The organism is Enterobacter sp. HK169, from assembly GCF_001719105.1.
GTDB lineage: Bacteria > Pseudomonadota > Gammaproteobacteria > Enterobacterales > Enterobacteriaceae > Enterobacter > Enterobacter asburiae_B.
In genome coordinates this window covers 3,212,383-3,232,874 of record NZ_CP017087.1, presented here as the reverse complement: position 1 = coordinate 3,232,874, position 20,492 = coordinate 3,212,383, and the positions used below count along the sequence as shown (strand labels likewise).

19 protein-coding genes are annotated in these 20,492 nt (G+C 56.3%); 7 read left to right on the top strand and 12 right to left on the bottom strand.

Annotated elements, in window-relative coordinates:
- Nucleotides 1–105 precede the first annotated feature (105 nt).
- Nucleotides 106–708: a 16S rRNA (guanine(966)-N(2))-methyltransferase gene (rsmD, locus tag EnteroDNA1_RS15305; protein WP_069303519.1), complete on the top strand. Its 603-nt coding sequence runs from the start codon at nt 106–108 to the stop codon at nt 706–708.
- Nucleotides 692–973, top strand: coding sequence for a DUF1145 family protein (locus EnteroDNA1_RS15300; RefSeq protein ID WP_010436509.1), 282 nt, complete (start codon nt 692–694; stop codon nt 971–973). The genes rsmD and EnteroDNA1_RS15300 overlap by 17 nt, the downstream gene beginning before the upstream one ends.
- 60 nt (nt 974–1,033) lie before the next feature.
- Here EnteroDNA1_RS15300 and EnteroDNA1_RS15295 read toward each other — a convergent pair whose 3' ends face one another.
- Nucleotides 1,034–1,390, bottom strand: coding sequence for a DUF2500 domain-containing protein (locus EnteroDNA1_RS15295; RefSeq protein WP_069303518.1), 357 nt, complete (start codon nt 1,388–1,390; stop codon nt 1,034–1,036).
- Nucleotides 1,391–1,519: 129 nt separating this feature from the next.
- Here EnteroDNA1_RS15295 and EnteroDNA1_RS15290 point away from each other — a divergent pair, with 129 nt between their 5' ends.
- The gene (locus tag EnteroDNA1_RS15290) at nt 1,520–2,146 is read left to right on the top strand and encodes a lysoplasmalogenase (RefSeq protein ID WP_024906687.1); all 627 of its coding nucleotides are present in this window, start codon (nt 1,520–1,522) and stop codon (nt 2,144–2,146) included.
- Nucleotides 2,147–2,222: 76 nt separating this feature from the next.
- Nucleotides 2,223–4,394, top strand: a complete 2,172-nt coding sequence (gene zntA / locus EnteroDNA1_RS15285; protein WP_069303517.1) for a Zn(II)/Cd(II)/Pb(II) translocating P-type ATPase ZntA — start codon at nt 2,223–2,225, stop codon at nt 4,392–4,394.
- An 88-nt stretch (nt 4,395–4,482) separates the two neighbouring features.
- Here zntA and ubiA read toward each other — a convergent pair whose 3' ends face one another.
- The 5 genes from ubiA to malK all read right to left on the bottom strand — a co-directional run bounded on the left by ubiA (nt 4,483) and on the right by malK (nt 9,611).
- On the bottom strand, nt 4,483–5,352 hold the full coding sequence (ubiA, locus tag EnteroDNA1_RS15280; RefSeq protein WP_032662636.1) for a 4-hydroxybenzoate octaprenyltransferase: 870 nt from the start codon (nt 5,350–5,352) through the stop codon (nt 4,483–4,485).
- Nucleotides 5,353–5,364: 12 nt separating this feature from the next.
- Entirely contained in the window at nt 5,365–5,862 is a 498-nt protein-coding gene (gene ubiC, locus EnteroDNA1_RS15275; protein WP_023334136.1) for a chorismate lyase, read from the bottom strand.
- A gap of 180 nt (nt 5,863–6,042) precedes the next feature.
- Nucleotides 6,043–6,993 carry a maltose operon protein MalM gene (gene malM, locus EnteroDNA1_RS15270; RefSeq protein ID WP_069303931.1) on the bottom strand — a complete coding sequence of 317 codons (951 nt, stop codon included), beginning with the start codon at nt 6,991–6,993 and terminating at the stop codon, nt 6,043–6,045.
- 111 nt (nt 6,994–7,104) lie between these two features.
- Nucleotides 7,105–8,430 carry a maltoporin gene (locus tag EnteroDNA1_RS15265; RefSeq protein WP_069303516.1) on the bottom strand — a complete coding sequence of 442 codons (1,326 nt, stop codon included), beginning with the start codon at nt 8,428–8,430 and terminating at the stop codon, nt 7,105–7,107.
- Between the two features lie 71 nt (nt 8,431–8,501).
- Complete coding sequence (gene malK, locus EnteroDNA1_RS15260; protein WP_023310005.1) at nt 8,502–9,611, bottom strand: maltose/maltodextrin ABC transporter ATP-binding protein MalK; 1,110 nt, start codon at nt 9,609–9,611, stop codon at nt 8,502–8,504.
- A gap of 370 nt (nt 9,612–9,981) precedes the next feature.
- Here malK and malE point away from each other — a divergent pair, with 370 nt between their 5' ends.
- The 3 genes from malE (at nt 9,982) to malG (ending at nt 13,747) form a co-directional block, all read left to right on the top strand.
- A complete protein-coding gene (gene malE / locus EnteroDNA1_RS15255; RefSeq protein WP_048990584.1) occupies nt 9,982–11,172 on the top strand; it encodes a maltose/maltodextrin ABC transporter substrate-binding protein MalE in 1,191 nt (396 codons plus the stop codon).
- 125 nt (nt 11,173–11,297) lie between these two features.
- Nucleotides 11,298–12,842, top strand: coding sequence for a maltose ABC transporter permease MalF (malF, locus tag EnteroDNA1_RS15250; protein WP_048979403.1), 1,545 nt, complete (start codon nt 11,298–11,300; stop codon nt 12,840–12,842).
- Between the two features lie 14 nt (nt 12,843–12,856).
- A complete protein-coding gene (gene malG, locus EnteroDNA1_RS15245) occupies nt 12,857–13,747 on the top strand; it encodes a maltose ABC transporter permease MalG (RefSeq protein ID WP_023310002.1) in 891 nt (296 codons plus the stop codon).
- Nucleotides 13,748–13,845: 98 nt separating this feature from the next.
- On the opposite strand, the gene psiE is transcribed toward malG, so the two are convergent.
- The 6 genes from psiE to pgi all read right to left on the bottom strand — a co-directional run bounded on the left by psiE (nt 13,846) and on the right by pgi (nt 20,225).
- A complete protein-coding gene (gene psiE / locus EnteroDNA1_RS15240) occupies nt 13,846–14,256 on the bottom strand; it encodes a phosphate-starvation-inducible protein PsiE (protein ID WP_021242727.1) in 411 nt (136 codons plus the stop codon).
- 178 nt (nt 14,257–14,434) lie between these two features.
- The gene (locus EnteroDNA1_RS15235; protein ID WP_069303515.1) at nt 14,435–16,531 is read right to left on the bottom strand and encodes a YjbH domain-containing protein; all 2,097 of its coding nucleotides are present in this window, start codon (nt 16,529–16,531) and stop codon (nt 14,435–14,437) included.
- Nucleotides 16,531–17,268, bottom strand: coding sequence for a capsule biosynthesis GfcC family protein (locus EnteroDNA1_RS15230; RefSeq protein ID WP_069303514.1), 738 nt, complete (start codon nt 17,266–17,268; stop codon nt 16,531–16,533). The genes EnteroDNA1_RS15235 and EnteroDNA1_RS15230 overlap by 1 nt, the downstream gene beginning before the upstream one ends.
- Nucleotides 17,265–17,903, bottom strand: coding sequence for a YjbF family lipoprotein (locus tag EnteroDNA1_RS15225; protein ID WP_047059420.1), 639 nt, complete (start codon nt 17,901–17,903; stop codon nt 17,265–17,267). Before EnteroDNA1_RS15225 ends, EnteroDNA1_RS15230 begins: the two co-directional genes overlap by 4 nt.
- A 63-nt stretch (nt 17,904–17,966) precedes the next feature.
- Nucleotides 17,967–18,209, bottom strand: coding sequence for an exopolysaccharide production protein YjbE (gene yjbE, locus EnteroDNA1_RS15220; protein WP_008503423.1), 243 nt, complete (start codon nt 18,207–18,209; stop codon nt 17,967–17,969).
- A gap of 366 nt (nt 18,210–18,575) precedes the next feature.
- Nucleotides 18,576–20,225: a glucose-6-phosphate isomerase gene (gene pgi, locus EnteroDNA1_RS15215; protein WP_047650900.1), complete on the bottom strand. Its 1,650-nt coding sequence runs from the start codon at nt 20,223–20,225 to the stop codon at nt 18,576–18,578.
- Nucleotides 20,226–20,492 lie beyond the last annotated feature (267 nt).

Here is a 20,492-nt window from a genome sequence, read left to right as displayed (position 1 = left end):
GCTATATACATGGAAGCTAAAAAAATGATGAAATAGTCTAACACTTTACTTAATTGACATCACCGCCCGCAATCGCAGGCCAATTGTTAACAGAGCTTTCCTGAGATGAAGAAACCCAACCGCGCCCCGGCCGGTCAAATTCGTATTATCGGCGGTCAGTGGCGAGGCCGGAAATTACCGGTGCCGGACAGCCCCGGTTTACGTCCTACTACCGACCGCGTGCGCGAGACGCTGTTTAACTGGCTGGCCCCGTCAATGGTAGACGCCCACTGCCTGGACTGCTTCGCCGGAAGCGGCGCGCTCGGCCTGGAAGCGCTGTCGCGCTATGCCGCCAGCGCCACGCTGCTGGAGATGGAGCGCGGCGTGGCGCAGACGCTGCAGCAAAATCTGGCGACGCTGAAGGCGAGCAACGCCAAAGTCGTGAACACCAACACGCTGAGTTTTCTTGCGCAGCAAGGCACGCCGCATAACGTGGTGTTTGTCGATCCGCCGTTCCGCAAGGGGCTGCTGGAGGAGACGTTATCCCTGCTGGAGCAAAACGGCTGGCTGGCGGATGACGCGCTAATTTACGTTGAAAGCGAAGTGGAAAACGGTTTACCGCCGGTTCCCGCCCACTGGGATCTGCACCGCGAAAAGGTCGCCGGCCAGGTCGCTTATCGTCTTTATCACCGTCAGGCACAAGGAGGCTCCGATGCCGGTACTGATTAACCTGGGACGTTTGCTGATGCTGGGCGTCTGGGCGTTTTTAATTCTCAACCTGGTACACCCCTTCCCGCGTCCGATGAATATTTTCGTTAACGTCGCGCTGATTTTCACGTCGTTTATGCACGCCCTGCAGATGGTGATGCTGAAAAACGGCCTGCCGAAAGACGGCCCGCAGATGACGGGCTGGCAGCAGCTGCGCGTGTTTATTTTCGGCGTGTTTGAACTGCTGGTGTGGATGAAGAAGTTTAAGGCGCAGGTGAAGAAGTAAGGCGCGGCCTGATGCCCTCACCCTAACCCTCTCCCACAGGGAGAGGGGACCGTTCGTGCATTATTCCGTCCTGAACCCTTCAAACCGCGACCCTTTGTAGCTCAGCGTTCCTTTCTCACCCACCATCAGCTGATGGTACTGCTGCGCCTCCAGGCGAAAGGTCATCTCCAGGCCGCCTGCTTCCGGCCTAAAGCTCGCTTCATAGCGCATTGCTGTGCCCGCAGGCGTCACCTGCTGCTGGCGCGAGCGGCGGTCGTTGAGCGGTTTCTCGCGTTTGTTGGTCACCACCACGCGCTTTTGCATCAGCGGTGCGGCATCGTTATCCGCCTTCTCGCGGCGCTGCTGCACGAAACGGAACGAGGCGGCAATGACGATAATCGCCACCACGATAATGAAAAAAAGCGGCATCTTGCTCATTCGACAATCCTATCAGATTTTGCGGAATTCAGGATACCTTGCCTCCCCCGCCATTGCCAAACGCCCGCCCGCGTCACTACACTGGATCAGAAACTGATTATTCAGACTTAACAGATACAGGGAGTTAATATGCTTTGGTCATTTATCGCTGTCTGTTTTTCCGCATGGCTTTATGTCGATGCGTCGTACCGCGGTCCCACCTGGCAGCGCTGGTTATTTAAACCGGTCACGCTGTTGCTCCTGCTGCTGCTGGCCTGGCAAGCGCCGATGTTTAACGCCGTCAGCTATCTGGTGCTCGCCGGGCTGTGTGCATCCCTGATTGGCGATGCCTTAACCCTGCTGCCGCGCCAGCGCCTGCTGTACGCCGTTGGGGCGTTCTTCCTGTCGCATCTGCTGTATACCATCTACTTTGCCAGCCAGATGACGCTCTCCTTCTTCTGGCCGCTGCCGCTGGTGCTGCTGGTGATTGGCGCCCTGCTGATTGCGGTGATCTGGTCACGACTGGAAGAGATGCGTTTGCCGGTCTGTACGTTTATCGCCATGACGCTGGTGATGGTGTGGCTGGCGGGTGAACTGTGGTTCTTCCGTCCGACCGCTCCGGCGATGTCCGCGTTCTTCGGCGCCGCGCTGCTGCTGATCGGGAATGTCGTCTGGCTGGGCAGCCACTATCGCCGCCGCTTCCGGGCGGATAACGCGATTGCCGCCGCCTGCTACTTTGCCGGGCATTTCCTGATTGTGCGTTCGCTGTATATCTAAATAGCGCTTGACTCTGGAGTCGACTCCAGAGTGTATGCTGCGGTTAATGAGAAAATTATCATTGCCGGAGACTGCCATGTCGACTCCAGAAATACCTAAAAAAGTTCCTCAATTCTCGGCACTTAAGCTCAGCCCGGCTCCGTCGAAAGACGACTGCTGCTGCGAAGGCGCGTGCGAAACGCCAACTCAACCCCTTCCTGAAAGCGGCAACCGCTACAGCTGGGTCGTCAACGGCATGGACTGCGCGGCCTGCGCCCGCAAGGTGGAAAACGCCGTCAAGCAGGTGCCGGGCGTGAGCCACGTTCAGGTGCTGTTTGCCACCGAAAAGCTGCTGGTCAGCGCCGATAACGACGTCAGCAAGCAGGTTGAAGCTGCCGTCAGCCAGGCGGGCTATACCCTGCGCAGCGAAACGGCGCCCGTTGAAAAAGCCTCCTCCCTGAAAGAAAACCTGCCGCTCATTACCCTCATCATCATGATGGCCCTGAGCTGGGGGCTGGAGCAGATTAACCATCCGTTCGGCAATCTGGCGTTTATCGCCACCACGCTGGTCGGCCTGTTCCCGATTGCCCGTCAGGCGCTGCGCCTGATGAAAAGCGGCAGCTGGTTTGCAATCGAAACGCTGATGAGCGTGGCGGCGATCGGCGCGCTGTTCATTGGCGCGACGGCAGAAGCGGCGATGGTGCTGCTGCTGTTCTTAATCGGCGAACGTCTTGAAGGCTGGGCGGCGAGCCGGGCGCGTAAAGGGGTCAGCGCGCTGATGGCGCTGAAGCCGGAAACCGCCACTCGCGTGATAAACGGCACGCGTGAAACGGTCGCCATCAATACGCTGCGCCCGGGCGACGTGATTGAAGTGGCTGCAGGGGGGCGTCTGCCTGCAGACGGCGCGCTGCTTACCGCCACCGCGAGCTTCGACGAGAGCGCCCTGACCGGGGAATCCATTCCGGTAGAGCGTGCCACGGGTGAAAAAGTACCTGCTGGCGCCACCAGCGTCGACCGTCTGGTGCAGCTCACCGTGCTTTCCGAGCCGGGCGACAGCGCCATCGACCGTATCCTTAAGCTGATTGAAGAGGCAGAGGAGCGCCGCGCGCCGGTCGAACGCTTTATCGATCGCTTCAGTCGGATTTATACCCCTGCCATCATGCTGGTTGCCCTGCTGGTCACCGTCGTCCCGCCGCTGTTCTTTGGCGCGCCGTGGGAGGGCTGGATTTATAAAGGGCTGACGCTGCTGCTGATTGGCTGCCCGTGCGCGCTGGTGATCTCCACCCCGGCGGCGATTACCTCAGGTCTGGCGGCGGCGGCGCGTCGCGGCGCGCTGATTAAGGGCGGCGCGGCGCTGGAGCAGCTGAGCCAGGTCCAGCATATCGCCTTCGATAAAACCGGTACGTTAACCGTGGGTAAGCCGCAGGTAACCGGTGTCTATCCGCAGGACATCAGTGAAGATGAGCTGCTTACACTGGCCGCCGCCGTTGAGCAGGGGTCCACTCACCCGCTGGCGCAGGCGATTGTGCGAGAAGCACAGTCGCGCGGGCTGGACATCCCTCCGGCAACCGCCCAGCGAGCGCTGGTCGGGTCAGGGATTGAGGCCACCGTTGAAGGTAAAAAGGTGCTGATTGTCGCGGCGAGCAAGTCTTCCAGTCCAGAGGTTGAGGCGTTAGAACAGACCGGACAAACCGTCGTGACCGTCCTGCAGGACGGTGTCGCGAAAGGGATGCTGGCGCTGCGCGATACTCTGCGCGATGACGCCAAAGAAGCCGTGGCGGCGCTGCACAAGCTGGGCGTGCAGGGCATTATTCTTACCGGCGATAACCCTCGCGCGGCGGCAGCGATTGCCGGTGAGCTGGGGCTGGAGTTTAAAGCCGGACTGTTGCCTGCGGATAAGGTCAGTGCCGTGACGGCGTTGAACGCTCGCGCGCCGCTGGCAATGGTCGGTGACGGGATTAACGATGCCCCGGCGATGAAAGCGTCCACCATCGGTATAGCGATGGGCAGCGGAACCGACGTGGCGCTGGAAACGGCCGACGCGGCATTGACGCACAACCGCCTGACCGGGCTGGCGCAGACGATCGCCCTGGCGCGCGCGACGCGGGCCAACATCCGTCAGAACATCGGCATTGCGCTCGGTCTGAAGGGGATTTTCCTGGTGACGACCCTGCTCGGCATGACCGGACTGTGGCTGGCGGTGCTGGCGGATACCGGGGCAACGGTGCTGGTGACGGCGAACGCGCTTCGGCTGCTGCGTCGCCGATAAAAAAAAGCCCGGTGGCGCTAACGCTTACCGGGCCTAGATGTCCTGCTAACTCGTAGGTCGGGTAAGGCGAAGCCGCCACCCGACTTTTTTATAAGAAATAGCTCATCGCCAGGCCTAAAAACAGCACCAGACCAACGTAGTTGTTGTTCATAAACGCTTTAAAACAGGCGTCACGCTCACGCTTCGCAATCAGCTTTTGCTGGTACGCAAACAGCAGTCCCGCCACCAGCACGGACCAGTAAAACTCCCAGTTCAGCCCGTTCAGGCGACCGATCGCGACCATCAGCGCCAGTACCGCGACCTGCAGGATACCGATAATCAGCTTGTCCTGACGACCAAAGAGGATGGCGGTGGATTTGATGCCAATTTTCAGGTCATCGTCGCGGTCTACCATCGCATATTGCGTGTCATACGCCACGGCCCAGAGAATGTTCGCCAGGAACATCAGCCAGCAGCTGAGCGGTAAGGACTCACTAACCGCCGCAAACGCCATCGGAATCGACCAGCCAAACGCCGCGCCCAGCACCACCTGAGGCAGGTGGGTATAGCGCTTCATAAAGGGATATACCCAGGCCAACGCCAGCGCCGCAACGGAAAGCAGAATGGTCATGGTGTTGAGGGTTAACACCAGCAGGAAAGAGAGCAGCACCAGAACAATGAACAGCACGCGGGCTTCTTTCCCGGTGACCTGCCCGCTGGGTAACGGACGTCCGGCAGTACGCTTAACATGACCGTCGAATTTACGATCGGCATAGTCATTCACCACGCAGCCCGCCGCGCGCATCAGCCAGACGCCGGCAACGAACACGGCCAGGATCCACAGCGGCGGCACACCCGGCGTGGCGAGCCACAGCGCCCACAGGGTCGGCCACAGCAGCAGTAACGCGCCAATGGGTTTATCGGTACGCATTAAGCGGTGATACGCCAACAGCTTATTCTGCGTCAGGCTCCACTCCATTTTTTCTTCCTCTTAGTACAACGGTGATGCCGGTAAAAAAAGCTCCGTCAGAATTAACGGTTTACCGCTCAGGCGAAGGCGGGAACGACGCCCCCAAAGTTCGGCATCACGACCAATCTCAATAAAATCCCGGGTAAGCTCAGACGAGGTGAAAAGGTAGCGCCCCAGCGGCGTTTTCCCCAGACGTTGCAGCGCGAGCTCTGGCCCGGAAAGGGTGGACTCGGGGACCACCGTCCGCCCGGCAAGCCACGGCTCACCATCAGCGCAGAGTAAAATTTCGCGCAGCCAGTAGCGTGGCTCTTGCGGCAGCAGCGGCAGCTCGCTGGCGATCTCATCGCCAGAGACAAACCCTTCCTGAATCAGGGTCACCGTGACCGTTTTACCCTGTTGCTCAAAACGTTTCGTCATGGAATCTTCCAGCAACAGCCAGTCCAGTTGCTGCGGATCAAGCGCAGGTATTTGGTCGAAATAGCGCAGCGCACGCAGTTGCGTTAGCGCAGGGTGTGACATGCCAGACTCTCCGATACATAACGTAATGGCATTGTATCGCAGAAACACGGATTGAGGGGGGCCAAACGTTATTTAACGATCACGATCGCAACATGGGCGCAACAGCCTGGCGGATACGAAAAAAAGTGCGCCCACTCAGGCGCACCAAACTACTAACAAATCAGCACTGTGGGGAAACGGTTACCCCTTGCCTTTTACACTGCTGATAAAGGTGGAACGGGCAGTGGTTGAACCTAAACGTTCGGCTTCATCAAGCAGTTTCAGCGCTTTATCGACATCGCCGCGCTTCACCGCCTGCTTAATGGCGTTGTTGAAGTACTCTTCGGTGTCGTTCAGTACCGGCTCGGCCTTCTTCGTCGGGGCAGGCGCTGCAATAGCCGCAGCGGCCGTTGTCGGGGCCACATTAGCAGGTATAGGTGCAGCAGTGTTGCCAACGGTGACAGCAGCAGGGCCAGAGGATCCGAATAACGGACCGACCAGAATACTTGAGCTGGTGTTTGTTTGAACTTTGAGTTTCAGCGTACCGTTCGTTACGTGGCGTGCGACCGGATCAGGAATATCAGGAATAGCGTTACCCGCCCCCTGAGCATAGGATTTAGCCGGATCAATCATTTTGGTGGTGCGCTGCAGATCTTCGGGTGTAGTAAACGCGAGGATATAAATCTTTTGCTGGCCTAAAGCGGGTGTCAGTTTCATGACGCCCTCAAGGCGGTCAGCCGACATGACGCCAGGTTTCTGATAGGTAAAATAACTGCTTGGGAAAAAAGCTGAAGGCGACATGTTTTGATCAAGCACTAACACGTTTGGTGCAAATACAGATGGTGTTTTGTCGGCTTCACTGACCAGCGTTAACGTTAATTCACCCACATTCGCAGGGACACTCCATGCAGCAACCGGTCCTGAAATTCCCGGTACATTCAGGCTCTGGCCTGTATTACCCAGTTCGATGGTCTGGGTTTGTGCAACATTCACGGGGATCCAGTTCAGACTTTGCAGTGTGGTCGAGGGAATCGCAGGCGCAGCAGTCGTGTTCTGCGGAACGATATTGACATCAGCCAAGCTCACTGCTGGTAATGCAGCAAACATGCCCGCCGTCAGACAGAGTGCTAAGAGACTTTTTTTCATCGTTATGACCTCATTATTCGAAAGCATGGTAGCCAGGCAATAGCGCATACTTTCCGAGAAATGCATTATGAGTTAGAGGGGCCTAAGCCCCTCTTTTAAATACCTTTACGTCTAAAATTACCACCAGATTTCCATCTGAGCACCGAAGGTCCACTCGTCGCTGTCACCACGGCTGGTCGTACCGAACGGGGTTACAGTGCTGTTGCTTGCAGCAGTGGAAGAGAAGTTACCCTCAGAGTCGGTCTTCACGTAGCCCCATTTCTCATCCCACTTGGCGTAGGTTGCGAACACGCGAATCGCCGGACGGGACCAGATGCTGTCACCCGCCTGCCACTGTTGTGCCAGAGTGATTTTATACTGGTCGTTACGATCGCCGGTTTGCTGAGATTTGACGTTGTCGTAGCCCACTTCCAGCAAGGTGCTCATGATTGGCGTCCATTTGTACATTGGACGCACGCCCACGGTGTACCAGGTGGTACCTTGATTGTTGTCACGATCGATATCCTGATACATACCGACGTACATCAGGTCCCATTTATCCGCCAGCGTGATCGCACCGTGGTCGAGGATGCGGATCAGGCTGCCGTCATTATCAACAGAACCCCCACGCGCCTGACCTTTGCCCTGAGAAATCATGGAGTCAGTGGCGTATTGCACCACAAACTTGTTGAAGCCTTTCATCATGCTCTGGGTGTGTTCTGCAGTGAACATCCAGCCATCTTTCGATGCACCAGGCTGCAGGTAGTAATCGTCAGGAATGTTGGTATGACCGTAGTCAACACCCAGTTCCAGCGTACCGCCCGGGTTAATTTCCATACCGGCTAAACGCGCATCAAACACGTCGTTTGGCACTTTGTTGTTATAGGTACGCAGACCGGTATTCGGATCGCGATCGCCGAAAGCTGAGGAGCCACCGGATTCAGAAGAACGGGTTGCTGCGAGAGAGAGTTTACCGATACCGACGTCAACGTTTTCCAGACCAGCACCAGGACCAGAAATATCCCAGTAGTAGAAGTCGATCATGTGAACGTCGTGACGTTGATAGAAACGCTTACCTGCCCAAATATTTGCCCCTGGCAGAGAATCAATCAGGTTTTTACCTACGACGTTAAACTCACGCACTGCTGGCGTGTTACTGTCTTCCCAGTCGTTAAGCTGAGCAGTTTTATAGGCGATGTTGGAGTCGAAATAGAAGCTCTTGTCCGCTTCTTTCCACACTTCCTGGCCTAATTTAACTTCCGCATAGGTTTCACATTCGTTACCAAGACGATATTTAGAATCCGCACCGGTGGTCTGGAAACATTGTTGTTCACCGCCACTCCCGGTCCAGCCAATGCCGGAACGAGCATAACCTTTAAAGTCCACGGCGCCTGCCTGGGCAGACAGGATGCCTGCCGCAACGGCGATTGCCAGAGGGACTTGTTTGCGCAGAGTAATCATCATTCTATCTCCTGAGATCATTGCTTTTCTTTGAACACTTCACCTGTCGGTTTCGTGTCTTCTTTTGGGATTGCTTAAACGCCTGGCTCTTTGTGCAACCGACGACATGCAGTGCCATCCTCACGGAACAGATGGCAACGCTCTGGCGGCAAGCCGATAGCGAATGTGGCACCCTCTTCTACCAACACCACGTCGTTCTGGCGGTAGACCAGGTTCTGACGGATGGCGGGGATCTGGATATGAATCTGTGTTTCGTGACCAAGCTGTTCGACGACCTGAACGTCACCTTCCAGGGTCACATCAGCGATGTGGCTCGGCAGCAGGTGCTCAGGACGAATACCGAGGGACATGTTTGCCCCGACCTGTACGTTGGCGCTGTCGACCGGCAGCCAGACCTGCTGGCGGTTTGGCAGCTCCACCTGTACCTGTTCAATGGCTGTCGCGGTCACTTTGACGGGCAGGAAGTTCATCTTTGGCGAGCCAATAAAGCCCGCAACAAAGCGGTCTGCCGGGTAGTGATACAGCTCCAGCGGTTTACCCACCTGCGCCACGCGGCCGGCATCCAGCACCACGATTTTGTCGGCGAGGGTCATCGCTTCCACCTGATCGTGGGTGACGTAAATCATCGTGCGGCCAAGACGCTTGTGCAGACGGGAGATTTCAATACGCATCTGGACGCGCAGGGCGGCATCCAGGTTAGAAAGAGGTTCATCGAGCAGGAACACGCGCGGTTCGGCCACCAGCGTACGGCCAATCGCCACACGCTGACGCTGACCACCGGAAAGCGCTTTTGGTTTACGCTCCAGCAGGTGGGCCAGCTGTAACACTTCCGCTACCTGCGTCACGCGCTGGTTAATGACCTCTTTCTTCGCGCCGGCCAGCTTCAGGCCGAAGGACATATTTTCGGCAACGGAAAGGTGTGGATAGAGTGCATAAGACTGGAACACCATACCGACGCCACGTTCGGCAGGCGGGATGTCGTTCATTCGGGTATCACCAATCAGCAGGTCGCCGCTGGTAATCGTTTCAAGACCGGCAATCATACGCAGCAGAGTAGATTTACCGCAGCCTGATGGGCCAACAAACACCACGAATTCACCTTCGTTGATGTCCAGATTGATGTCTTTCGACACCACAACGTCACCCCAGGCTTTCGTTACATTACGCAGCTGTACGCTCGCCATGCCCTTCTCCCTTCGTTACAACCTGTCACCGACAGAAACATTCAAGATAAGTTCACTATGGGGTATCCATTACTTTCCCGAATCCTCCACCCCCCGCCTTTTTTATGGGGGAGGAGGCGGGAGGATGAGGGAGCAGGCTCTGCGACCGCCGTGGGCGGGCTGAGGCAAAATTCGTGAAGCCGCCTGCAAAATTCGGTGGGTTTTTATGTGCGCCAGCACTCATAACTTAAATTTATGCAACGGAGATCACACAAACGGGGGGTGGGGCGTAGGGGTTGGGAGGATGGAAAGAGGATGTCAAATAAGGAGACTGAGACACGTTGAACCACTGAAGTCATACCACGAGACATCACCAAAAAGGATGGCAGCTATGAATATCAAGACTGGCGCACGCGTTTTCGCATTGTCCGCCCTCGCAGCAATGATGATTTCCGCACCGGCGCTCGCCAAAATTGAAGAAGGCAAACTGGTTATCTGGATTAACGGCGACAAGGGCTATAACGGCCTGGCCGAAGTGGGCAAAAAATTCGAAAAAGATACCGGCATCAAAGTTACCGTAGAACACCCTGACAAGCTGGAAGAGAAGTTCCCGCAGGTTGCAGCAACCGGCGACGGCCCGGACATTATTTTCTGGGCGCATGACCGTTTCGGGGGTTACGCGCAGTCTGGCCTGCTGGCAGAAGTGACGCCAGATAAAGCCTTCCAGGACAAACTGTTCCCGTTCACCTGGGATGCCGTTCGCTATAACGGCAAGCTGATCGCTTACCCTATCGCGGTTGAAGCCCTGTCTCTGATTTACAACAAAGACCTGGTACCAAACCCGCCGAAAACCTGGGAAGAGATCCCGAAACTGGATAAAGAGCTGAAGGCGAAAGGTAAATCCGCCCTGATGTTCAACCTGCAAGAGCCGTACTTCACCTGGCCGCTGATTGCTGCCGACGGCGGTTACGCGTTCAAGTTTGAAAACGGCAAATATGACGTGAAAGACGTGGGCGTGGACAACGCGGGCGCGAAAGCGGGTCTGACCTTCCTGGTTGATCTGATCAAGAACAAACACATGAACGCGGATACTGACTACTCCATCGCGGAAGCGGCGTTCAACAAAGGCGAAACCGCGATGACCATCAACGGTCCGTGGGCCTGGACCAACATCGACAAGAGCAAAATCAACTATGGCGTGACGCTGCTGCCAACCTTCAAAGGCAAGCCGTCTAAACCGTTCGTTGGCGTGCTGAGCGCGGGCATCAACGCCGCCAGCCCGAACAAAGAACTGGCGAAAGAGTTCCTGGAAAACTACCTGCTGACCGATCAGGGTCTGGATGAAGTGAACAAGGACAAACCGCTGGGCGCCGTCGCGCTGAAATCCTTCCAGGATCAGCTGGCGAAAGACCCACGTATCGCGGCCACCATGGATAACGCCCAGAAAGGCGAAATCATGCCGAACATCCCACAGATGGCTGCGTTCTGGTACGCCACGCGTACCGCGGTCATCAACGCTGCAAGCGGTCGTCAGACTGTTGATGCCGCGCTGAAAGATGCTCAGGGTCGTATTACTAAGTAATGACGTAGTCCCCTCTCCCTTCGGGAGAGGGTTAGGGTGAGGGTTGGCGCTATCCGCACGCCCTCACCCCGGCCCTCTCCTCCAGGAGAGGGAGAAAAGATCAAACGTTGTAGAGGAAAAACCCCATGGATGTCATTAAAAAGAAACGCTGGTGGCAAAGCGACGCGCTGAAGTGGTCAGCGATCGGTCTGCTGTGCCTGCTGGTGGGTTACCTTGTTGTTTTAATGTACGTACAAGGGGAATATCTGTTTGCCATCATGACGCTGATTTTAAGCTCTGCTGGCCTGTATATTTTCGCTAATCGTAAAGCCTATGCCTGGCGCTATGTTTACCCGGGCGTGGCCGGGATGGGGCTGTTTGTCCTGTTCCCGCTGATTTGTACCATCGCCATTGCGTTTACCAACTACAGCAGCACCAACCAGCTTGCGCAGGAACGCGCGCAGCAGGTCCTGCTGGATCGCTCATATCAGGCAGGCAAGACCTTTAACTTCGGCCTGTATCCTGCCGGGAACGATTGGAAGTTAGCGCTTACTGACGAAGCAAGCAGCAAATATTATGTCTCCGACGCGTTCAAATTTGGCGGCGAGCAGAAGCTCACCTTAAAAGAGGCACAGGCCCTGCCGGAAGGTGAACGTGCCAACCTGCGCGTCATTACCCAGAACCGTCAGGCGCTGACCCAGCTCACCGCCGTGCTGCCAGACGAAAGCAAGGTGACCATGAGCTCGCTGCGCCAGTTCTCCGGCACGCAGCCGCTGTATACCCTGGCGGACGACGGTACGCTGACCAACAACCAGAGCGGCGTGAAATATCGTCCGAATAACGACATTGGTTTCTATCAGTCCATTACTGCCGACGGCAAATGGGGTGATGACAAGCTCAGCCCGGGCTATACCGTCACCATCGGCTGGGACAACTTTACCCGCGTGTTTACCGACGAAGGCATTCAGAAACCGTTCTTCGCCATCTTCGTCTGGACGGTGGTCTTCTCGGTGCTGACGGTGATCCTGACCGTGGCCGTGGGCATGGTGCTGGCCTGTCTGGTCCAGTGGGAATCCCTGAAAGGCAAAGCGATTTACCGCGTGCTGCTGATCCTGCCGTATGCCGTACCGTCGTTTATCTCGATTCTGATTTTCAAAGGGCTGTTTAACCAGAGCTTCGGTGAAATCAACATGATGCTGAGCGCCCTGTTCGGCATCAAACCGGCCTGGTTCAGCGACCCGACCACCGCTCGCTCGATGATTATCATCGTGAACACCTGGCTCGGTTATCCGTACATGATGATCCTGTGCATGGGCCTGCTGAAGGCTATCCCGGACGATCTGTACGAAGCCTCGGCGATGGACGGCGCGGGCCCGTTCCAGAACTTCTTTAAAATTACGCTGCCGCTGCTCATTAAGCCGCTGACGCCGCTGATGATTGCCAGCTTCGCCTTTAACTTTAACAACTTCGTGCTGATTCAGCTGTTGACCAACGGCGGCCCGGACCGCCTTGGCACCACGACGCCAGCAGGCTATACCGACCTGCTCGTGAGCTACACCTACCGTATCGCCTTCGAAGGCGGCGGCGGCCAGGACTTCGGTCTGGCGGCAGCGATTGCCACCCTCATCTTCCTGCTGGTAGGCGCTCTGGCGATTGTGAACCTGAAAGCCACACGTATGAAATTTGATTAAGGAGGGCATCAATCATGGCAATGGTACAACCCAAATCTCAGAAGTTGCGCCTCCTGGCGACGCACTTAGGCCTGCTGATTTTCATCGCGGCGATCATGTTCCCGCTGCTGATGGTTATCGCCATCTCCCTGCGTTCGGGTAACTTCGCGACAGGGAGCCTGATCCCGGACGAAATCTCCTGGGAGCACTGGAAGCTCGCGCTGGGCTTCAGCGTGGAACACGCGGATGGCCGCGTCACGCCGCCGCCGTTCCCGGTCCTGCTGTGGCTGTGGAACTCGGTGAAAATCGCAGGCATTACCGCCATTGGTATCGTGGCGCTTTCCACTACCTGTGCTTATGCCTTCGCCCGCATGCGTTTCCCGGGCAAAGCGACGCTGCTGAAAGGGATGCTGATTTTCCAGATGTTCCCCGCCGTGCTGTCGCTGGTGGCGTTGTATGCCCTGTTTGACCGTCTGGGCCAGTACGTACCGTTTATCGGCCTGAACACCCACGGCGGCGTGATCTTCGCCTATCTTGGCGGTATCGCACTGCATGTGTGGACCATTAAAGGCTATTTCGAAACCATCGACGGCTCGCTGGAAGAAGCGGCCGCGCTGGATGGCGCAACCCCGTGGCAGGCGTTCCGCCTGGTGCTGCTACCGCTGTCGGTGCCGATTCTGGCGGTAGTGTTTATCCTGTCGTTTATCGCTGCGATCACCGAAGTACCGGTTGCCTCACTGTTACTGCGTGATGTGAACAGCTACACCCTGGCCGTAGGTATGCAGCAATACCTCAACCCGCAAAACTACCTGTGGGGCGACTTTGCCGCGGCGGCCGTACTTTCCGCCATCCCGATTACCGTGGTGTTCCTGCTGGCGCAGCGCTGGCTGGTCAACGGCCTGACGGCGGGCGGTGTGAAAGGTTAAGTTTCATTTTGTTATGCCACTGCAACCCTCAACTTTAGACGTATTGTATTGACCCAACTTGTGACTGTTGTTAGGCGCTCTTCGGAGCGCCATTTTTTTTATTCGCGTTTCAGCCGCTTCGAGTTGCACAGCCAGAGGGTGATCACCAGCAGCAGGATCGCCGCCGAGTAGATCAGCACGTCGAGCGGGGACTTATGATCGACGATGATCAGCCGCACTATCGCAGTGATCCCAATGTAGACAAAATAACGCAGCGGGAAGTGAAAGCCGGACTGAAAGTACTTCACAATCAGGGCGATAAATTCAAAGTAGAGAAAGTAGACCACCAGGCCTTCCACCAGCGCATATTTGCTGGTTTGTTCAGGGGCGAACAGTACATCCGCAAGATGCACCGTCTCTTTACCCAAAAAGACGACCAGTATCAGGCCAAGGCTCAACAGACCGAGGTTCAGCACGGTCTGGAGGACTGTTGAGATAAACTCAACGCGCGGGCGAGTCAGGGATGTCATACAGCACCTCATTCTCCAGGGCGAGGTTCCTGTATAACGCAAAAATGTGACGGGGATCTATATTTTTTGTTTATGTTTTGTCCGCATGAGCATTCTTGCCGGGCGGCACTGCGTTTGCCCGGCCTACAAAAACACTAACGTAGGCCCGGTAAGCGCAGCGCCACCGGGCAAAGAAGCATCAGCGGAAGTTAATGTTCTTATCGCTCGTCATGTCATACAGCTGGAACTTACGTCCAAGCTGCTGACCCCCGTCACGCGTCAGCGGCGTCCAGCCCACTGCCGCACGGCTGCGGGTTGGGCCTGACGAGAACAGATCCAGCGGGATCGACACGTAGACCCCTTTGGTGAAGTCCCCTTCCCCGTACTCGTCCGGCGAAACGTTGGTGATGGTGGCATAGCCACCCACCACGACGCCGCTGTCGAAGTGTTTAGAGATGTCCAGCGTACCGCCCTTATCGCCCGCCAGGTACTGGCCGACGCTGGCTTTCACCAGCACGTCAGGGGCGAACGACGGCGTCCAGTAGGCGGTCAGATGGCCCGTTTTGACGCTGTAGTCGGTGAATTTCATCATGTCCTGCGCGCTGCGCCAGTCACGCTGTTTGACGTAGTTGGCATCCACCCCGAACGCCCAGTTGCTGTCGACAGGACGATAAAGCACTTCCGCCCCCGCGCCGCCGTACATGGTTTCCAGATACCCGCCGTACACCTGGCCGTAGAAGCCGTTGCCAAAGTACTGGAAGTAGTTGGCCTGCAGGTTATTCACGTAGGCATCGTTTTGTACGTACTCACGCACGCGGGTACGCACGCGCGGCAGCGCCGAGTCTTTTGGCGGGTTGGTGTAGGTGAACTTGTCGTAGTTGTTGGCGATGTTGCCGAACAGGCTGCCGGTGGTCAGCAGGTGGTCGGTGAGCCACAGATCCGCCGTCGCCATGACGCCCAGCTGATACATGTAGAAGTTTTCAGGCCCGCCGACGGACTGGTTCAGCACCGGATCGATATGGAAATCGAAGCGCGATTTGTCGATATACCAGCCCTGCTCGGTGGTTTCCGGCACGATCGGCTCTACGCGTTTTTGCACCAGCTCGGTTTCATGCCCGAGCGGCTCGCCTTCCAGATGGCGCCTGAGGCTGGCAACGTCCGTTTCGGTTGTGACCTGCGGCAGGTTGAGACGGTTCTCCGTCACGCGGATCGTGCGGATCCCCTCCGGCAGATCGTTCATAACGATCCGGTTAGCGCGTTCGATCCCTTCGCGCGAGTCGCGGTATTTCACCTGCTCGCCGGTGACGTACAGCGTGTCGCCTTTCACCTGAATTTTCGGATCCGCCAGACCGGCATTGTATTTCAGCAGCGTCAGCTGGTTTGCCACCACGGAGTGCTGCAGAATCGCATCCTGCGGCTCCGGCTGGTATGCAGGGCGCGCGTTATCATTGTAGTGCGGCCGCATGTCGTTAAAGTTGGTGCGCAGCGTGAAGCCAAACATCACCGTATTGCCGCGCTCGTAGCTGAGGTTAACGTCGGCCCAGTCGGTGACGCGATAAATGGCGCCGACGTTAAACTTGCTCTTCTGCTCAATCTTTCCGGCGAAGTCCTGCGAGTAGTCATTCCCCTCATATTCCAGCTTCAGGCGTAATGGCTGCCAGGGCGTTTGATACTCCACGCCGCCAAACAGCGACGCCGGACCGTGGAACATCTGGTCTCCGTTGATGGAGCCCGCTTTCTTATAGCTGTTATCGCGGTAGCAGTATTTGTCGCTGTAGGAGCAAAACGGGTTTTTCACGTTGCCGCTGGTGCCGAGATAGCCCCATCCCAGGCCGAGCGAGAAGTCGAACGGCCCCCAGGCCTTGCTGGCCACGATGTATTCCGCATCAAACAGACCGGTACCACCGATATCTTTGGCGCCCACGGACACCTGCGGCATCCAGTAGCTCTCTTCCCACAGGCGCAGCTTGACGTCGAAGGCTTTATCTTTGTAGGTCTGATCGCCGGAGAACGCCTCTACGCTGCTGTACTGTTTCGTACGCACGTCGGTATAGCGCAGCGTGGTTTCAAGCCACGGGAACAGCTGCACCGAGGCGGAGTAGTAGCGATACTGGTCGTTATCACGGTAGTTAAGGCTAATTTCCCCTTCGCGCGCCATACGCGCGGTGGGCGTTTGCAGTAAACCGACGCCGCCGAAGTCTGACTGAGACGGGCCAATGGGTGCCGGATACGTTTCTGCATGGCAGGCGGCACTCACGCAGAGCGCCAGCATGCTGTAGAGATAGGTTCTTTTCATTATTCCGGTATCCGCTGAATCAGGGAGTGAAGGATATCGGCGTTAAGCCCGTCATACGCCTTCGTCCAGAAATGGTCGGCAAAACCGACAAAAATGATGCTGCCCGGCATAGGTTCGATATGCCGTTTATTCCAGTAAGCGACGGGGGCTTTTTGTGTGTGCCCGTCAGGGTAAACCACCCAGGCGTAGCTGTTATCGGCACCGCTCAGCAGGCTCTGCTCGTCGAGGTAGCTCGCCACGTCACGACCGGGCGTGAAGGGCTTTTTACCCGGGCTGCTGATAAGCCCCATTACGGTCACCGTCGTCGGCTTCTCCGGCAGCCAGAGCGTATACTCCCCTTCAAGCGTGGGGTTGCCCTTTTCCGTGACGCGCACTTCGTCGGGATCCAGGTTCACGTTCTGACGGCCAGTCACCTTCAGCGCCTGCAGCTGCTGGCGAACGCTGTTAATCGCCGCCGCGTCGTCGCCATCTTCCTGCTCCGCTAATCCCGTCAGCCTGGCAAGAAGCGCCTTGTGCTGTTGTTCCGCTTCAGCGGTCTTCTGCCGTTCAGCGATCACTGCCCCCGACCACCAGCTGTTGGCGAGCCTTGGCTGTCCGACGAGATCGAGCAGATGCTCAGCGTGGGTTAAGGTTTTGGGTTTTTCACTGTCCGGCGTGTAGACCTTCACCGTCCCTGCGGACCATGCCAGCGGCGCGGCAAGGCTGGCGAGAAGCGCAACGTGGATGAGCGTTTTCATGATTTCGCCGCCTTGATCAGGGTGGTTTTCACCGGGAAGAATCCGGCACCGAGATACTGCAGGGACTGGCGGATCTGCCCTTCCTCGTCGATCCAGAAGCGGTTGTGCCAGGTGGCCTGGTCGGTGGTGACTTCTTCATCCAGCACGCGAACCTGCGTTTCGTCGCTGCCGACTTTCACGCTGTCCGTGCCGTCCCAGCGGAAGGTCGAGCGTGCCGTGGCGTAACGCACCTGCTTATGTTCGGTCCAGCCCATCGTGCGCGTCCAGCTTGCGCCGTCGGCGATCTGGTTCGGCTTGATCAGCGGATCGGCAGCGATGTTATTCACCTCCAGCAGGTTGTCGCCGCCCAACAGGGTTTTCACGATACGACCATGCTGCGTCACGATGGTGGCCTGATCCTGCGTCACCCATTTCTGCTGCCCGTTTTCATCGAAAGCGAGCACCACAAACAGCTGCGGGCCATCGTTTAGCTGCATGTACTGACTGGCATAGGGCATGTTTTGAAGTTCGTCATCGGTCAAATGCACGCCCGGTGTGCCGAACATGCTTTCCCACAGTGAGTTTCCCAGCCCTTTGGTGGTGGCCGAGCACGCCTGCAGCAGCAGGCAAATCAGAATGATTGCAGGTCGCTTCACGACTCTTCTCCGAAGGGGCGAAATAACCACACCGAAGTGTGGTTATGATTAAAACACCCGCTATTACTGGGTGCTGGTTGTCGTGGTGGTCGTGGTTCCGGTATTGGAGCCATCACCGCCACCGGTTGCCGCCAGCGCGACACCCACGGCTGAACTTACGGTGCTGGCGCTGGCTGCGGTAGAACTTCCCGCAGACGCAGACGTCGCAGCCGAACCTGCCGCTTCCCCGACCTGAACCGGAGCTGCATAGACAGATGTCGCCGCAAGCGCAGATATGGCAAAAATGCCATACAGTACTTTCTTCATAACAATTTCCCTTCAATGAATGAATGGAGATTTGCCCGAAAAGAATTTCAGGCGGAATCGAGTATACACAACTACTGCCGTGGGTTTGCCGTAAGGAGAAATAGGGATGGAGTTTTCGGACTAATGGTTAAAATGGAAATGAAAGACAAATAACATAAATATATAACTGCTATAAATCAATAACTTATAATATAAGCATATTAATGAACCACTACGTATTTTCTTAAAATAAACCGCAGCAATTAACGGGTTAAGCGTCTTTTTCGGATTAAACTCAGATTCAGAATTTGAGTTAACTAACAGACATCAGGAATTATCCGATAAAAAATGCCGGCATTAAGCCGGCACGTTTTCATGACGTTTTAATTACGCACGCCAGGCTTTATAACGGTTGATCAAACCATTTGTCGAGCTGTCATGGCTGGCAATCGCTTTATCGTCACCCAGCTCTGGCAGAATACGGTTTGCCAGCTGTTTGCCCAGCTCAACGCCCCACTGGTCAAAGGTGAAGATGTTCAGGATGGCGCCCTGCGTGAAGATCTTGTGCTCGTACAGGGCAATCAGCGCGCCCAGGCTGAACGGCGTGATTTCGCGCAGAAGGATGGAGTTGGTTGGGCGGTTGCCTTCGAACACTTTGAACGGCACAACGTGATCCAGGGTTGCCGGATCTTTACCCTGGTCACGGTATTCTTGTTCAACCACTTCGCGGGATTTACCGAACGCCAGCGCTTCGGTCTGCGCAAAGAAGTTGGACAGCAGCTTCGGATGGTGGTCGGACAGCGGATTATGGGTGATAGCCGGGGCGATGAAATCGCACGGTACCATTTTGGTGCCCTGGTGGATCAGCTGGTAGAAAGCATGCTGGCCGTTGGTGCCCGGCTCGCCCCAGATGATTGGGCCAGTCTGGTAATCCACCGCGTTGCCGTTACGGTCAACGTACTTACCGTTGGATTCCATGTTGCCCTGCTGGAAGTAAGCAGCAAAGCGGTGCATGTACTGGTCGTATGGCAGAATCGCTTCGGTTTCAGCGCCGAAGAAGTTGTTGTACCAGATACCGATCAGCGCCAGCAGCACCGGCAGGTTTTTCTCTGGTGCGGTGGTGGAGAAGTGTTTGTCCATCGCGTGCGCGCCGGAGAGCAGCTCGACGAAGTTGTCGAAGCCCACGGACAGGATGATGGACAGACCGATCGCAGACCACAGGGAGTAGCGGCCGCCAACCCAGTCCCAGAACTCGAACATGTTCGCAGTATCAATGCCGAACTCGCTGACCGCTTTACCGTTGGTAGACAGCGCCGCGAAGTGTTTCGCCACGTGCTTGTTGTCGCCTGCGGTTTTCAGGAACCAGTCGCGCGCGCTGTGGGCGTTGGTCATGGTTTCCTGAGTGGTGAAGGTTTTGGACGCAACCAGGAACAGGGTCGTTTCCGGGTTCACGTTCTTCAGCACTTCGGCGATGTGGGTACCATCGACGTTAGACACAAAGTGCATATTGAGGTGGTTTTTGTACGGGCGCAGCGCTTCGGTCACCATGAACGGGCCGAGGTCAGAACCGCCGATACCGATGTTAACCACGTCGGTGATCGCTTTGCCGGTGTAGCCTTTCCAGCTACCGGAGATGATCGCTTCGGAGAAGCTTTTCATCTTTTCCAGCACCGCGTTCACTTCCGGCATGACGTCTTTTCCGTCAACGATGATTGGCGTATTGCTACGGTTACGCAGGGCCACGTGCAGCACTGCACGGTCTTCGGTACGGTTGATCTTCTCGCCGGAGAACATGGATTTGATGGCGTCGGCAAGCTCGGTTTCTTTCGCCAGATCCTGCAGTTTTGCCAGCGTCTCTTCGGTAATGCGGTTTTTGGAGAAATCCACCAGCATCAGGTCGTCGAAGGTCGCGGAGAACTTAGAGAAACGATCGGCATCCTTCGCGAACAGGTCCGCGATGGTGACGTCTTTCATTTCATCAAAATGTTTCTGGAGTGCCTGCCAGGCAGCGGTCTGCGTTGGGTTGATGTTTTTCATTAGCAATACTCTTCTGATTTGAGAATTGTGACTGCGGTCGATTGTAGCGCCTGCAAATAAAAATTGTGATGGTTTTTATGCCATTGCCCTGGCCTGCATCAAACACAGGTGAAAAGACCCGAAAAGTATAGCTGCTGAAGCGCCCTCCCGGGGCGGCGAAATGTCGGTCAAAAAGCCCTAAAACGGAGCATAAAATCTGGCGCTGTTATAAGTCCTGTTTCTCAGGGGTACCCCCCATAAAAAATCCGCATAATCCCAGCATTGACA